13 protein-coding genes are annotated in these 14,703 nt (G+C 67.9%); 7 read left to right on the top strand and 6 right to left on the bottom strand.

Going from position 1 to position 14,703, the window contains the following annotated elements:
* Positions 1 to 9: 9 nt before the first annotated feature.
* The 4 genes from aroA to AC13FN_RS16295 form a co-directional block, all read right to left on the bottom strand.
* The gene (gene aroA, locus AC13FN_RS16280) at positions 10 to 1,317 is read right to left on the bottom strand and encodes a 3-phosphoshikimate 1-carboxyvinyltransferase (RefSeq protein ID WP_054172086.1); all 1,308 of its coding nucleotides are present in this window, start codon (positions 1,315 to 1,317) and stop codon (positions 10 to 12) included.
* Between the two features lie 76 nt (positions 1,318 to 1,393).
* Positions 1,394 to 2,587, bottom strand: a complete 1,194-nt coding sequence (pheA, locus tag AC13FN_RS16285; protein WP_460132982.1) for a prephenate dehydratase — start codon at positions 2,585 to 2,587, stop codon at positions 1,394 to 1,396.
* 51 nt (positions 2,588 to 2,638) lie between these two features.
* Positions 2,639 to 3,724, bottom strand: coding sequence for a 3-phosphoserine/phosphohydroxythreonine transaminase (serC, locus tag AC13FN_RS16290; RefSeq protein WP_217013662.1), 1,086 nt, complete (start codon positions 3,722 to 3,724; stop codon positions 2,639 to 2,641).
* A gap of 282 nt (positions 3,725 to 4,006) precedes the next feature.
* Positions 4,007 to 4,813: an FHA domain-containing protein gene (locus AC13FN_RS16295; protein ID WP_217013664.1), complete on the bottom strand. Its 807-nt coding sequence runs from the start codon at positions 4,811 to 4,813 to the stop codon at positions 4,007 to 4,009.
* 125 nt (positions 4,814 to 4,938) lie between these two features.
* Here AC13FN_RS16295 and AC13FN_RS16300 point away from each other — a divergent pair, with 125 nt between their 5' ends.
* The 3 genes from AC13FN_RS16300 (at position 4,939) to AC13FN_RS16310 (ending at position 7,034) form a co-directional block, all read left to right on the top strand.
* Positions 4,939 to 5,214 carry a polyhydroxyalkanoic acid system family protein gene (locus AC13FN_RS16300; RefSeq protein WP_005417302.1) on the top strand — a complete coding sequence of 92 codons (276 nt, stop codon included), beginning with the start codon at positions 4,939 to 4,941 and terminating at the stop codon, positions 5,212 to 5,214.
* Positions 5,215 to 5,295: 81 nt separating this feature from the next.
* On the top strand, positions 5,296 to 5,787 hold the full coding sequence (locus AC13FN_RS16305) for a phasin family protein (protein ID WP_010480542.1): 492 nt from the start codon (positions 5,296 to 5,298) through the stop codon (positions 5,785 to 5,787).
* A gap of 236 nt (positions 5,788 to 6,023) precedes the next feature.
* The gene (locus tag AC13FN_RS16310) at positions 6,024 to 7,034 is read left to right on the top strand and encodes a restriction endonuclease (RefSeq protein ID WP_482984981.1); all 1,011 of its coding nucleotides are present in this window, start codon (positions 6,024 to 6,026) and stop codon (positions 7,032 to 7,034) included.
* A gap of 101 nt (positions 7,035 to 7,135) precedes the next feature.
* Here AC13FN_RS16310 and hutC read toward each other — a convergent pair whose 3' ends face one another.
* The gene (gene hutC / locus AC13FN_RS16315) at positions 7,136 to 7,864 is read right to left on the bottom strand and encodes a histidine utilization repressor (RefSeq protein WP_478410118.1); all 729 of its coding nucleotides are present in this window, start codon (positions 7,862 to 7,864) and stop codon (positions 7,136 to 7,138) included.
* Between the two features lie 28 nt (positions 7,865 to 7,892).
* Positions 7,893 to 9,263: a formimidoylglutamate deiminase gene (locus tag AC13FN_RS16320; RefSeq protein ID WP_482984980.1), complete on the bottom strand. Its 1,371-nt coding sequence runs from the start codon at positions 9,261 to 9,263 to the stop codon at positions 7,893 to 7,895.
* 67 nt (positions 9,264 to 9,330) lie between these two features.
* Here AC13FN_RS16320 and hutI point away from each other — a divergent pair, with 67 nt between their 5' ends.
* From hutI to hutU, 4 genes are read left to right on the top strand one after another with little or no spacing between them, the layout of a single operon-like run.
* Positions 9,331 to 10,554, top strand: coding sequence for an imidazolonepropionase (gene hutI / locus AC13FN_RS16325; RefSeq protein WP_049436778.1), 1,224 nt, complete (start codon positions 9,331 to 9,333; stop codon positions 10,552 to 10,554).
* Entirely contained in the window at positions 10,551 to 12,092 is a 1,542-nt protein-coding gene (gene hutH / locus AC13FN_RS16330; RefSeq protein WP_049436708.1) for a histidine ammonia-lyase, read from the top strand. The genes hutI and hutH overlap by 4 nt, the downstream gene beginning before the upstream one ends.
* Positions 12,089 to 12,943 carry an N-formylglutamate deformylase gene (gene hutG / locus AC13FN_RS16335; RefSeq protein WP_049436709.1) on the top strand — a complete coding sequence of 285 codons (855 nt, stop codon included), beginning with the start codon at positions 12,089 to 12,091 and terminating at the stop codon, positions 12,941 to 12,943. The genes hutH and hutG overlap by 4 nt, the downstream gene beginning before the upstream one ends.
* Positions 12,940 to 14,607 carry a urocanate hydratase gene (hutU, locus tag AC13FN_RS16340; RefSeq protein ID WP_049436710.1) on the top strand — a complete coding sequence of 556 codons (1,668 nt, stop codon included), beginning with the start codon at positions 12,940 to 12,942 and terminating at the stop codon, positions 14,605 to 14,607. Before hutG ends, hutU begins: the two co-directional genes overlap by 4 nt.
* Positions 14,608 to 14,703 lie beyond the last annotated feature (96 nt).

The following is a 14,703-nucleotide window of genomic DNA, read 5'->3' on the forward strand; positions in this document are numbered from 1 at the left end:
CGGTGCCGCTCAGGCCAGGTTGAACCCGGCGCTACGCGCCAGGCCGTCGAAGTCCGGGAAGGACGTAGCGACGTTGGCGACGTCGTTGATGCGTACTTCGCCATCGCTGATCTGGCCGGCAATGGCGAACGCCATGGCAATGCGATGGTCGCCGTGGCTTTCGATGGTGCCGCTCCCGAGGCGAACGCCGCCATGCAGGGTGGCGCCGTCTTCGGTTTCGTCCACCTGCATGCCCAGCGCGCGCAGGCCGGTGGCCATCGCAGCGAGACGATCGGATTCCTTCACCCGCAGCTCGGCCGCACCACTCACCACGGTCTGGCCTTCTGCGGCGGCGGCGGCCACGAACAGCGCCGGGAACTCGTCGATCATGTCCGGCACCAACGCTTCCGGAATGCGCGCGCCCTTCAGCGGGGCGTAGCGCACCACCAGGTCCGCCACCGGCTCACCGCCCTGCTCGGCCGGATTCTCTTCAGTGATGTCCGCACCCATCAGGCGCAGCGCGTGCAGCAGGCCGGTGCGACGCGGATTCAGGCCGACCTGTTTCAGTCGCAGCTCGGAGCCGGGAATGATGCTGGCGGCGACCAGGTAGAACGCGGCCGAAGAGAAGTCGGCCGGCACCACGATGTCCGTGGCGCGCAGGCGCTGGCCGCCACGCAGGCGCGCCTTGCCCGGCGAGAATTCGATGTCCACGCCGAACGCCGACAACATGCGCTCGGTGTAGTCGCGGGTCGGGTGCGGTTCGGTCACGCTGGTTTCACCCTGCGCGTACAGACCCGCCAGCAGCACCGCCGACTTGATCTGTGCACTGGCCACCGGCGAGGCGAAGTCGATGCCGTGCAGCGACTGGCCGCCATGCACCTGCAGCGGCGGCGTGCCGTCATCCTGGGTGTCGATCTTCGCGCCCATCTGCGACAGCGGGCCGGTGACGCGCCGCATCGGGCGGCCCGACAGCGATTCATCGCCGATCAACGTGCAATCGAAGGCCTGGCCTGCCAGCAGGCCGGCCAGCAGGCGCATGCCGGTACCGGCGTTGCCGCAATCCAGCGGTGCGCTGGGTGCCTGCAGGCCGTCGATGCCGACGCCATGCACGATGCGCTGCGACGGGCTGGGCGTTTCGATGCGCACGCCGAGCTGGCTGAAGATGCGCGCGGTCGCGCGGGTGTCCTCACCTTCCAGGAAGCCCTCGATATGCGAGGTGCCATCGGCCAGCGCGGCGAACATCACCGAGCGGTGCGAGACCGACTTGTCGCCGGGAATGGTCAGGCTGCCCTGCAGCGGCTGGCCCTTGCGGGCGATCCAGTGTTGCGCGTTGCTCATCGTTCGATCATTCCGTAAACACCGGCAGCGCCGGTGATGCATCAGGGAGCGGCGGCTGTTGCCGCCGCAGCAGCAATCAGGGCACGGCCACCGGATAGGAGCCCAGCACCTTGATCTGCGCCGAGTGCGCTTCCAGTTCGGCCAGCGCAGCCTGCATCGGCGCGTCGTCGATGTGGCCGGCCAGGTCGATGAAGAAGCCGTATTCCCACTTGCCGTGGTGCGACGGCCGCGACTCGATGCGGTTCATGCTGATGCCGTGGCGGGCGAACGGGCTGAGCACGTCGAACAGCGCACCGGGCTTGTCATGGATGAACACCAGCACCGAGGTACGGTCGTGGCCGGAGGTCGGGAAGATGTTGCGACCCACCACCAGGAAGCGGGTGGTGTTGTCGGCATCGTTCTGGATCGGTTTGGTGACAACCTTCTTCAGGCCGTACACATGGCCGGCGCTCTCGCCGCCGATGGCCGCCGCGTCGTCGGCGTTGCGCGCACGACGCGCACCTTCGGCATTGCTCGACACCGGAATCTTTTCGGCCTTCGGCAGGTTCGCGCGCAGCCACGCCGAGGTCTGCATGAACGACTGCGGGTGCGCGTAGATGCGCTCAATGTCCTCGATGCGGCCGCTGCGCGACATCAGGTACTGCTGCACGCGCAGTTCCACTTCGCCACAGATCTTCAGGTTGGAGGTCAGGAACATGTCCAGGGTGATCTGGATGGTGCCCTGCCCCGAATTCTCCACCGGCACCACGCCGAAATCGGCGTTGCCCGCTTCCACTTCCTGGAACACTTCCTCGATGCTGGCCATCGGCAGGCCCAGCGCCGAGCGGCCGAAGTGCTTGAGCACGGCCTGCTGGCTGAAGGTGCCTTCCGGGCCGAGGTAACCGATCTTCAGCGGCTCCTGCTGGGCCAGGCAGGCCGACATGATCTCGCGGTAGACGTGCACCAGCAGCTCATCGCTGAGCGGGCCTTCGTTGCGATCGACCACCATGCGCAGCACCTGTGCTTCGCGCTCGGGGCGGTAGTAGTCGACGGCGGCGGCCAGCTTGCCCTTGGCCTTGCCGACCTGGTGGGCGAAGCGCGCGCGTTCGGCGATCAGATTCTGGATGTCACGATCGATCTGGTCGATCTTCGAGCGCACATCGGCCAGCGCCAGCGGCGCCAGGGTGGGCGCCGGGTTCGACGCGGCCTTGCCCTTGGCCTTGGTGGACGCGCTGTCCTTGGCCGGTTCGGCCTTCTTCGACGCCTTCTTGCTGGGTTTGCTGCTTGCCATCGGAATTCCTTGTTGCGGGGCACGCACCCGACGGTGCGCGCCGTTCATTGCTCAACCGTGACGCTGCTGGAAATCGGCCATGAAGGCGACCAGCGCCTCGGCCCCGGCCAGCGGCATGGCGTTGTACAGCGAGGCCCGGATGCCGCCGACCACCTTGTGCCCTTTCAGCGCCAGCAGGCCGGCGGCCTTGGCTTCGGCAACGAAGCGCGCGTCGAGCTCGGCATCGGGCAGGAAGAACGGGATGTTCATCCGCGAACGGGCCGCATGTGCGACCTCATTGCGGTAGAAGCCGCCGGAGCCGTCGATGGCGCCGTACACCAGTGCGGCCTTGGCGGCGTTGCGCTTGGCGAACTCGGTCACGCCGCCTTCGGCCAGCATCCACTTGAACACCAGTCCGGCCAGGTACCAGTTCCAGGTTGGTGGCGTGTTGAGCATCGAATCGCGGGCGACGTGCGAGCGGTAATCGAAGATGTCCGCGCGTGGCTGGCCACTGCGCTCGAGCAGGTCACGGCGGATGATCATCACCGCGATGCCGACCGGGCCCAGGTTCTTCTGCGCGCCGGCGTAGATCACGCCATAGCGGCGCACATCCAGCGGTTCGCTGGCGATGGACGAGCTGAAGTCTGCGATCAGCGGAACGTTGCCGGTATCGGGCACATCACGGAACTCGACGCCGTGGATGGTCTCGTTGGCGGTGATGTGCACATAAGCGGCATCGGGCGAGAGCTGCCAATCGGCGCGCGGCGGCAGCGTGCGGTAGCCGTTGGCCTCGCTGCTCGCGGCGATGTTGACGTCGACGTAGACACCGGCCTGCTTGACCGCCGTCTTGCCCCAGTGGCCGCTGACCACGTAATCGGCACGCTGGCCCGGGGCGGCGAAGTTGAGCGGGATCAGCGCCTGCTGGGTGGTGGCACCACCGGACAGGAACAGCACCGCATAGTCGTCGGGGATGTCGAGCAGGCGCCGCAGATCGGCTTCCGCCTCGGCAGCCACGGACATGAATTCCGCGCCACGATGGCTCATTTCCACGATGGAGGCACCGGAACCGTGCCAGTCCAGCATTTCCGCCTGCGCCTGGCGCAGGACCGAATCCGGCAAGGTTGCAGGGCCGGCACTGAAGTTGAACGCGCGCGTCATGTCACACCTGTGGGGCAAGACCCCTAGTATGCCGCAGTGCACCAGCCTTGCGGCCTTGTGGCGCAAGGGAAATTTGGTTTCATTGGAATCCATTGGCCCGCAGCAGGGCACTGGTAGTCGCCGACCTTGGTCGGCGTACGCCGTCAGGCGTCATGCCCACCGCAGGAGCGTGCCGACCAAGGTCGGCACCTACCAGAGCCGTGTGCTGCCAGGCGTCATGCGCACCGAAGGAGCGTGCCGACCAAGGTCGGCACCCACCAACGCGGACCCAGCGGATTCAGATCAGCGCGCGCCGAACCAGAGCAGCAGGCTGAGCAGCGCGGCCAGCAGCAGCGCACTGACCAGCAGCCACGGCCAGCGCCGGACCTTGCGCGGCACGGCCGGCAGCACCGGCGTCTGCTCGGCGTCCTGGCTGGACTCGTCTTCATCCGGCAGCGGGCGCCGGCGCGGGTCATGCGGCACTTCCAGCACGAACCGGTGCTGGCCATCGAACACGACCTGGTCGCCCGCCTGCAGCCAGCAGTGGCGCACGGCCACACCGTTGACCCGGGTGCCGTCGGCACTGCCCAGGTCACGCAGCAGCACGCGCTCGCCGTGCACTTCCACACGGGCGTGCTGCTCGGCGAAGGCCGGTTCATTGATCTCGATGTCAGCGTCGCCACCGCGGCCGATCAGGCGGGACCGCGACAGCGTGAAGCTGCGGCCATGGTGCAGGCCACCGACACCGCGCAGCAGGCGCTGCTGCTCATCGGAGCCGTCGTCGTTCTTCGGCGCAGGCGCCTGCAGCAGGCTCTCGACCTCGCCCTGCAGGACCATTTCCACGCCGTCCACATACACCGCATCGCCGGCACGCAGCAGCGCCATGCGCCGCACCGGGCGACCGTTCACATGAATGCCGCGGATACCGTTGCCGACCTGCAGCCAGAGGCCGCGATCATCCACGCAGAACTGCGCCAGCAGCAGGGCACCGTGGCCGGCATCGCCGAGCCGCACACTGCCGTTGGCCTGGCGCACGATGCGTTGCACCCCGGGCCGCAGCGGCTGGTCGGGCTGTTGTTGCTGACTGAAGTGGACAAGCAGGTTCTGCACGCGGCGCAGCCTAGCAGGTTGGCCGCCAACGAAGAAGAACCCACGATGAGTGCTTGGCGCGGAGGCCCTCGATGCGCACAATGCTCGCCCTCATTGATCATCCCCGCCCTGCGCCAGGAGCCTGCATGTCCACCATCGATGTCCGCCACGCCCACGCCCTGCCCGACGCACAGGCGCGCGCCGCGATCGAACAGGTTGCCGCCAAGTTGTCCGAGCGCTTCGGCCTGAAGTCGTCCTGGACTGCCGACGTACTGAATTTCTCCGGCAGCGGCGTGGACGGTGCGATCGAACTGCAGCCGGGCGCCGTGCGCGTGACCGCCAAGCTGGGCTTCCTGCTGTCGGCGATGAAGGGCATGGTCGAAGGCGAGATCCAGCGCGTGCTGAAGGAAAAGCTGGGCTGAACCCCGGCGGCGGCCATCACGGCCGTGCAACGCCAACGCGCGCTACTCTCGGGGGCAGGCCCAACTCCCACGGGAAGTGCGATGAACCAGTACGAAAACGATGACCGCCGCAACGACGACGCCTCGTTCGGTGACCAGGCCGAGCGCTTCTCGCGCAAGCTGAGTGACTCGGCGCAGCAGGTCTGGCTGGCCGGCCTGGGCGCTCTTGGCCGTGCACAGGCCGAAGGCAGCCGCTTCTTCGACGGCCTGGTGAAGGAAGGCGAAGCCTGGGAAGCCCGCCGCCGTGAACGCAACGGCGAACAGGGCCCGGGCTGGCGCGACAACGTTGAAACCTCGCTGGACGAGGCCCGCGAGAAGGCCTCCGGCACCTGGAACAAGGTTGAAAAGGCGTTCGACGATCAGGTGCAGGGCGTACTCAAGCGCCTGCACGTACCCACCGCCGACGAGGTGACTGCGCTGGAGGCGCGCATCGATGCCCTGCAGGCGCGCCTGGCCAAGCTGGAGAACCGCGACGCCTCGGGCACTGATGCACCTGCACCGGGCAGCCATCAGTCGCCAGGCAGCGTGCCCTGACCGGCCATTGTTGCAATGCAATAAATTTTGATTGACAATCGCGAGCAACCCGCCAATCGCTTCGGCTGCCGTTTGTTCCCTCCCCTCACGGCTTCAGGATTGGCGGGTTTTTCGTGCCTGCGGTATTCCGAACTGCGCGTTCCATCACGCTTCCTGTCAGGAACCTCCTGACTCAGCGGCACGGCGCGACCTTTACACTGTCGCCTTCGCATTCGCCCCTTCCGCGCACCTCCTGCATGCTCCCTTGGATCCTGGCCCTGCTGTCGGCCCTGTTTACCTGTTCCCTGGCCGTTGTCTATCTGTGGTGGATCAAACGGCGGCAGAAGGAGATGCAACTCGGCCTGCAGGCCCTGGCTGGCATGCACTGGCGCGAATTCTCGGTACTGGTCAAGCGCATGCTGCGCGAGCAGCGCGGCCTGCGCGAACTGGATGACCCGGGCGAGGAATCCCGTGAGCCCAGCAGCGATTTCCTGCTCAGTGACGGCCCCAACAGCTGGCTGGTGTCGTGCAAGCACGGCCTGGCCTACCGCATCGGCACCGCTGCAGTGAACGAACTGGGTGCGGCCGCGCGCCTGGCCGGCGCCAAGGGCGGCGTACTGTTGACCGAAGGCCGGATGGAACGCGACGGCCGCAGCGCCGCCGAGAAGCAGGCGGTCGAGGTGCTGGACGGCCCGCGCCTGTGGCCGCTGCTGCAACCCTATCTACCGGCGGAAATCGAAACCCGTGTGCGCGCCAGCGCCCGCCATGAAGCCCTGCGCCGGATCGCCATTGCCGCGCTCGGCGCGGTCACGCTGGGCCTGCTGGTGGGATTGAGCCTGCAAGGACTGCATGTGCAGGACGCCCCGCCCGTTGCCGGGGTAGCGGACTCCCCCGCGCCGGTTGCGCCTGCGCTTGAAGCGGGGCCGAATCCGGCGCCGCCCCCCGCCACCATGCCGCCGGTCGCTACGCCTGCACCGGCCACGCCCTCAACCGATGCGCGCAGCAACCCCAACCCGGATGCCGCTACGCTGGAGCGCTTCCAGGCCGATCTGTCCCGCGCCTTGGCCGGCAAGCCCGGCATCGCCAGCGGTGTCTGGTTGACCCGGCAGACGCTGGCGATCAACCGCACCGGCGAGCTGGACGCGGTGTGGCCGCAGGTCTGCGAGGAAGTGCTGCACTACCCCGCCCTGCGCAACGTGCGCATCCAGCTCAATGCCCGCCCCGGTGTGGACGAGCCGGTGCGCTGGCGCCAATGCGCCACGTATTGATGGGGCAGCATCCACGCATGGCGTGGATCTACCAGGGATTCACACGCGTCGGGTAATCCCAACCGGGATTCAGTAGACCCACGCCATGCGTGGATACGCCTCTAGCGCGCCCCAGGCGCGAAGCGCGCAACCAGGTCCCAGGCATCGCCGAGGAACACCTGGCGCACGCGGGTGATCGGCTGCTCACCGCGCCAGGTCAGGCGCTCGATCACCAGGCAGGCGGTGCCGGGCTTCACGTCCAGCAGCTTGGCACTGGCGATATCCGCGCCCCAGGCACTGATGCGGTGCTGGGCGCGCGTCCACGACACGTTCTGCAGCAGCCAACTGCCCGGCGCGGTGGTGCTGAAATCGACCTCCAGCACCTCGGGCACGCCGACGGGGCTGATCAGGCGATGCTCAAGTGCCAGCGGACGGCCATCGGCCAGGTGCAGGCAACGCATCGCCAGCAGCATTTCGCTGCCGGCCAGTTCCACTTCACCGGCATTGCCCACTTCAGCCAGACGCAGCTCGCGCTGCAGCAGCCGGTAGCCGTACTGGTGCCCGCGCGAACCGACCTCCATCGCAATGTCCGGAATTTCCAGCGCCACCTGCTCCAGGTGTGGCGGCTGCCGCGCCACGAACGAACCGGCGCGACGGCGGCGCTCGATCATGCCGCTCTCGGCCAGCGCGGTCAGCACCTTGTTCACCGTCATCCGCGAGCAGCCGTACTGCTCCATCAGCTCGTGTTCGTACGGAATACGAAAGCCCGGCGCCCATTCTCCGCTGAGGATGCGGCTTTCCAGATCGCTGCGGATACGCTGGTTGAGCGTGGCGGACTTGCTGGCCTTCACGTAATGGGGTCTCTGTGGCGGGAGGCGATCAGCCAAGCACGCCACGCAGGGCGGCGGCGAAGGCGGTGGTGATCGCCTCGCGCCGCAGGTGGCGGCCCTCGGCCACGCATTGGCGGCCATGGCGCCAGACCGATCGTAGCGCGCCATTACGTGCGGCGAACACCCAGCTGTCAAGCCATGCGTCATCCTGTCGCGCCTGCAGCGCGGGGTGGGCGGCATCCAGTTCGACCAGGTCGGCACTGGCGCCCACCTGCAGGCCGGCGGTCACGCCCAGGGCCTGTGCACCGCCGTGCAGTGCGCCTTCGAACAGGAAGCGGCCGGTGCTGCGGGTGGCGTCCGGGGCCAGCACATTGCGCCCACGCAGGATCAGGCGCTGGCCGTATTCGAGCAGGCGCAGTTCTTCGGCGGCATCGATCAGCACGTTGGAATCGGAGCCGACACCGAAACGTCCGCCCTCTCGCGCGAACGCCTGCATCGGGAACAGACCGTCGCCCAGGTTGGCTTCGGTGATCGGGCACAGGCCGGCCACCGCCTGGCTGGCCACGATGGCGGCGCGCTCGTCGTCGGTGATGTGGGTGGCGTGCACCAGGCACCAACGCGCATCGACCGGTGCGTGGTCGTACAGCCACTGCACCGGGCGCTGGCCGCTCCACGCCAGGCAGGCCTCGACTTCACGCACCTGCTCGGCGATATGGATGTGCACCGGTCCGTCGGTAAGCGGCAGCAATGCACTCAATTCCTCGCCGGTGACCGCGCGCAGGCTGTGCGGGGCGATGCCGAGCACTGCATCCGGCAGCGCGGCCAGTGCCGGCTTCGCGGCGTCCAGCAGCTGCGCGAAACCGTCCACATCGTGGATCAGGCGGCGCTGCGCCGGATTCGGCGCTGCCCCACCGAAATCGGCATGCGCATAGAACACCGGCAGCAGGGTCAGGCCGATGCCGGTCTGATCGGCCGCCGCCGCGATCCGCGCACTCATCTCGGCGCGGTTGGCATAGGCGCGGCCGTCGGCATCGTGGTGCAGGTAGTGGAATTCGCCGACGCGGGTGAAGCCGCTTTCCAGCATTTCCATGTAGGCCTGGGCGGCGATGGCCTGCACCGCGTCCGGGCGCAGATGGGCCAGGAAGCGGTACATCAGTTCGCGCCAGCTCCAGAAGCTGTCACCGTCACCGCCGCCGATCTCGGTCAGGCCGGCCATGCCGCGCTGGAAGGCGTGGCTGTGCAGGTTGGGCAGGCCCGGCACCAGGATGCCGACGCGGGCGTCGCCGTCCTGCGCGCCCTGCCCCGTGCTGATCGCGGTGATGCGGCCGTCCTGAACCTGCAGGCGGACATCACGGGCCCAGCCCTCGGCCAGCAAGGCGTGGGCGGCATGGAAACAGTGCGGGGAACGCGAATCGGACATGGCTGGACAACCCGAAATGGACACCTATATTGTATAGACATATAAGCACAGCCGCGTTGTGGATGCCATGCACGTCGATACCCTCTGGTCCAACGTTCACCTGATCACCCTCGATGGCGAGGGCCTGGGTGTCATCCGCGATGGCGTGCTGGCCTGCGCCGACGGCCGCATCGTCCATGTCGGCCCGGCCGGCAGCGACGCCCACCTGAAGCCGACCACCCGCATTGACGGCGAGGGCCGCTGGATATCGCCGGGCCTGATCGACTGCCACACCCACCTGGTCTACGCCGGCAACCGCGCCAACGAATTCGAGCAGCGCCTGCAGGGCGTGAGCTATGCCGAGATCGCCCGTGCGGGTGGCGGCATTGTTTCCACGGTACGCGCCACCCGCGCCGCCTCGCCAGAGCAGCTGGCGCACGAGAGCCGCCCGCGCCTGCTGGCGATGCGCGCCGAAGGCGTGACCACCCTCGAGATCAAGTCCGGCTACGGCCTGACCCTGCCCGACGAGCGCAAGCAGCTGCAGGTGGCACGTGCGCTGGGCGAGGAATGCAGGGTCAACGTGGTGACCACCTTCCTCGGCGCGCACGCGATCCCGCCGGGCCGCGAGGCCCAGGAATACACCGACGAGGTGTGCAACGTGATGATCCCGGCCATCGCCGCCGAAGGCCTGGCCGAAGCAGTGGACGTGTTCTGCGAGAACATCGCGTTTTCCCCGGCGCAGGCGCGGCAGGTCTTCGAGGCAGCGCGTGCAAACGGGCTGGCAGTGAAGATCCATGCCGAGCAGCTGAGCAACCAGCACGGCGCCGAACTGGCGGCCGGCTTTGGTGCGCTCTCCGCCGACCATATCGAACATCTGGATGACGCCGGCATCGCTGCGATGGCTGCCGCCGGCACCGTCGCCGTGCTGCTGCCCGGCGCCTTCTATTTCACCCGCGATACGACCCTGCCGCCGATCGCCGCGCTGCGTGCGGCCGGCGTGCCGCTGGCGCTGGCCACCGACAGCAACCCGGGCACCTCGCCGCTGACCAGTCCGCTGCTGGCGATGAACATGGGCGCCACCCTGTTCCGCCTGACCGTGGATGAGTGCATCGCCGGCTTCACCCGTGAAGCGGCGCGCGCACTGGGCCATGGCGAGCGTATCGGCCGCCTGGCCGTCGGCATGGACTGCGATCTGGCGATCTGGGACATCGACGCCCCCGCCGACCTGGTCTATCGCATTGGATTCAACCCGCTGCACGCGCGCGTGGTGCGCGGACAGCCCGACCTGCCTGCCTCCTGGAGCAACACATGAGCAACACCCTGGTTCTTCGCCCCGGCCATGTCACTCTCGCCCAGTGGCGGCAGGTCTATCGCGGTGCACCGCTGGCACTGGACCCCGGCGCGCTGCCGGTGGTGCGCGCCAGTGCCGCCGCCGTCGCTGCCATCGTCGCCAAGGGTGCGCCGGTGTATGGCATCAACACCGGCTTCGGCAAGCTGGCCAGCGTGCGCATCGAACGCGAGGACCTGGCCACCCTGCAGCGCAATATCGTGCTCTCGCATGCTGCTGGCGTGGGCGAACCGATGCCGGCCAACGTGGTGCGGCTGATGATGGCGCTGAAGCTGGTCAGCCTCGCGCAGGGCGCTTCCGGCGTGCGCGAGGAAACCCTGCTGCTGCTCGAAGCGATGCTGGTCAGGGGCGTGCTGCCGGTGGTACCGGCGCAGGGTTCGGTCGGCGCCTCGGGCGACCTCGCGCCGCTCTCGCATCTGGCCAGCGTGATGCTGGGCGTCGGCGAAGCGTTCATTGGTGACCAACGCCTGCCCGCAACCGACGCACTGGCGCGTGCCGGCCTGCAGCCGATCGAACTGGGCGCGAAGGAAGGCCTGGCGCTGCTCAACGGCACCCAGTTCTCCACCGCCTATGCGCTGGCCGGCCTGTTCGAAATCGAAACCGTATTCCAGGCCGCGCTGGTCACCGGTGCGTTGTCGGTGGAAGCGGCCAAGGGTTCTGACACGCCGTTCGACCCCCGCATCCACGCCATCCGCGGCCAGCGCGGGCAGATCGCCACAGCGGCCACGCTGCGCACCCTGATGCAGGGCTCGGACATCCGCGAATCACACCGTGACAACGACGTGCGCGTGCAGGACCCGTACTGCCTGCGCTGCCAGCCGCAGGTGATGGGCGCGGCGCTGGACATCCTTCGCCAGGCCGCGACCACCCTGGAAATCGAAGCCAACGGCGTGTCCGACAATCCGCTGGTGTTCACCGATACCGGCGAAGCACTGTCCGGTGGCAACTTCCATGCCGAGCCGGTGGCCTTTGCCGCCGACATGCTGGCGATGGCGGTGTGCGAGATCGGTTCGATCAGCGAGCGCCGCCTGGCGATGCTGGTGGACCCGGCGCTGTCCGGCCTGCCGGCGTTCCTGACCCCACGCCCGGGCCTGAATTCCGGCTTCATGATTCCGCAGGTGACTGCCGCTGCGCTGGTCTCGGAAAACAAGCAGCGCGCCTACCCGGCCAGCGTCGATTCGATCCCGACCTCGGCCAACCAGGAGGACCACGTGTCGATGGCTGCGCACGGTGCGCGCCGCCTGATGCAGATGGCCGAGAACGCCGCCAACGTGATCGGCATCGAGCTGCTGGCCGCCGCGCAGGGCTGTGATTTCCATGCACCGCTGCGTTCCAGCGCCGCGCTGGAAAGCGTGCGCGCCACCCTGCGTGCCCAGGTGCCGACGCTGGAAGAAGACCGCTACTTCCACCCGGACATGGTGGCCGCCACCAACCTGGTGCGCAGCGGCGCGCTGGCACGTGGCCTGACCGACCTGTTGCCGACCGTGGAACCGCAGGCATGAACGCCCATCCCGAATGGTTGACGGTGCACGAGGGCGACGCCCCGTTGATCGTCAGCTTCCCGCATACCGGCAGCGAACTGCCGCACGACCTGATCGGCCACTACCACTCGCCGTGGCTGGCGCGCCGCGATGCCGACTGGTGGGTGCATGAGCTGTACGACTTCGTGCGCGGCATGGGCGCGACCACGGTGCGCTCGGCGATCTCGCGTTCGGTGATCGACCTCAACCGTGACCCCAGCGGGGTCTCGCTGTACCCGGGCCAGAACACCACCGGCCTGTGCCCGCTGACCACCTTCGACAACCAGCCGCTGTACCACGCGGGCCGCGAGCCGGATGAAACGGAAATCGCACGTCGCCGCGACACGTATTTCCTGCCTTACCACGATGCGCTGGCTTCGCAGATCACGCGCCTGCGTGCACGCCACGGCACCGTGGTGGTGTACGACGCGCACTCGATCCGCTCGCATATTCCGCACCTGTTCGACGGCGAACTGCCGCAGTTCAACCTGGGCACCGCCGGTCCCTCGGGTGCGCCGGATACCTCCTGCGACAATGCCCTGAGCGACGTGGTGGAGAACCTGCTCAAGATCAGTGGCATGAGCCAGGTGCGCAATGGCCGCTTCAAGGGCGGCTGGATCACCCGCCACTACAGCAACATCGCCGGCGGCGTGCACAGCCTGCAGATGGAGCTGGCCTGCCGTGGCTACATGCACGAACCCCTGCCGGACCAGGTGGACGAACACAGCTGGCCCACCCCGCTCGACCCCGACCACGCCGCACCACTGCGCCACACCCTGGCGCAGGTGCTCAATGCCTGCCTTGAATTCGCTACGAACCGGAGCGCCGCATGACCCGCAACGACCCGTCCCGCACCATCGCCGCGCCGACCGGCACCACGCTCAACGCCAAGAGCTGGCTGACCGAAGCGCCGTTGCGCATGCTGATGAACAACCTGCACCCGGACGTGGCCGAGCGGCCGCAGGAGCTGGTGGTGTACGGCGGCATCGGCCGCGCCGCGCGCGACTGGGAGAGCTTCGATGCCATCGTCGAAACACTCAAGCGCCTGGACGACGACCAGACCCTGCTGGTGCAGTCGGGCAAGCCGGTGGGCGTGTTCCGCACCCACGCCGATGCGCCGCGCGTGCTGATCGCCAATTCCAACCTGGTGCCGCGCTGGGCCAACTGGGACCATTTCAACGAGCTGGATAAGAAGGGCCTGGCCATGTACGGCCAGATGACCGCCGGCAGCTGGATCTACATCGGCGCGCAGGGCATCGTGCAAGGCACCTACGAGACTTTCGTGGAAATGGGCCGCCAGCACTTCGGTGGCGACCTGACCGGGAAGTGGCTGTTCACCGGCGGCCTCGGCGGCATGGGCGGTGCACAGCCGCTGGCTGCCGTGATGGCCGGTGCCTCCTGCCTGGCCGTCGAGTGCCGCAAAAGCAGCATCGACATGCGCCTGCGCACCGGCTACCTGGACACCTGGACCGACAACCTGGACGAAGCGCTGCGCCTGATCGACGAATCGTGCAAGGCCGGCACCCCGAAGTCCGTGGGCCTGCTCGGCAACGTCGCCGATGTGTTGGCTGAACTGCTCAAGCGCGGCGTGAAGCCGGACCTGCTGACCGACCAGACCTCCGCGCACGACCCAGTGAACGGCTACCTGCCGCAGGGCTGGACGGTCGAGCAGTGGGATGAGAGGCGGGTTTCCGCCCCCAAGGAAGTGGAGAAGGCCGCGCGCGCATCGATGGCCAACCACATCCGCGCCATGCTCGGCTTCCACTCGCTGGGCGTGCCCACCGTGGATTACGGCAACAACCTGCGGCAGATGGCGCTGGAAGAAGGCGTGGAGAATGCGTTCGACTTCCCCGGTTTCGTGCCGGCCTATATCCGCCCGCTGTTCTGCCGTGGCATCGGCCCGTTCCGCTGGGCGGCACTGAGTGGCGATCCGGAAGACATCGCCAAGACCGATGCCAAGGTGAAGGAGCTGATTCCGGACAACCCGCACCTGCATCGCTGGCTGGACATGGCCGCCGAGAAGATCAAGTTCCAGGGCCTGCCGGCGCGCATCTGCTGGGTCGGCCTGGGCGACCGTGATCGCCTCGGCCTGGCCTTCAACGAGATGGTGGCCAACGGTGAACTGAAGGCGCCGGTGGTGATCGGCCGCGACCACCTGGACAGCGGCAGCGTCGCTTCGCCGAACCGCGAAACCGAAGCAATGGCCGACGGCTCCGATGCGGTGTCCGACTGGCCGCTGCTGAACGCCCTGCTCAACACCGCCAGCGGCGCGACCTGGGTATCGCTGCACCACGGTGGCGGCGTCGGCATGGGCTTCTCGCAGCACGCCGGCATGGTGATCGTCTGCGACGGCACCGAGGCAGCCGCCAAGCGGATTGGCCGCGTGCTGTGGAACGACCCGGCCACCGGCGTGATGCGCCATGCCGATGCGGGCTATGACATCGCGATCGACTGCGCGAAGGAAAAGGGACTGGATCTGCCGGGGATTCTCGGCTGATTGCAGGGGTGCCGGCCAGCGGCCGGCACTACCGGAAAACATCAGTATAGGCCCGCCCAGCTCCGCGACAATGGGGCCGGCCCCCCGCGCCGGCCC

It is taken from the genome of Stenotrophomonas sp. 115C5, assembly GCF_056861055.1.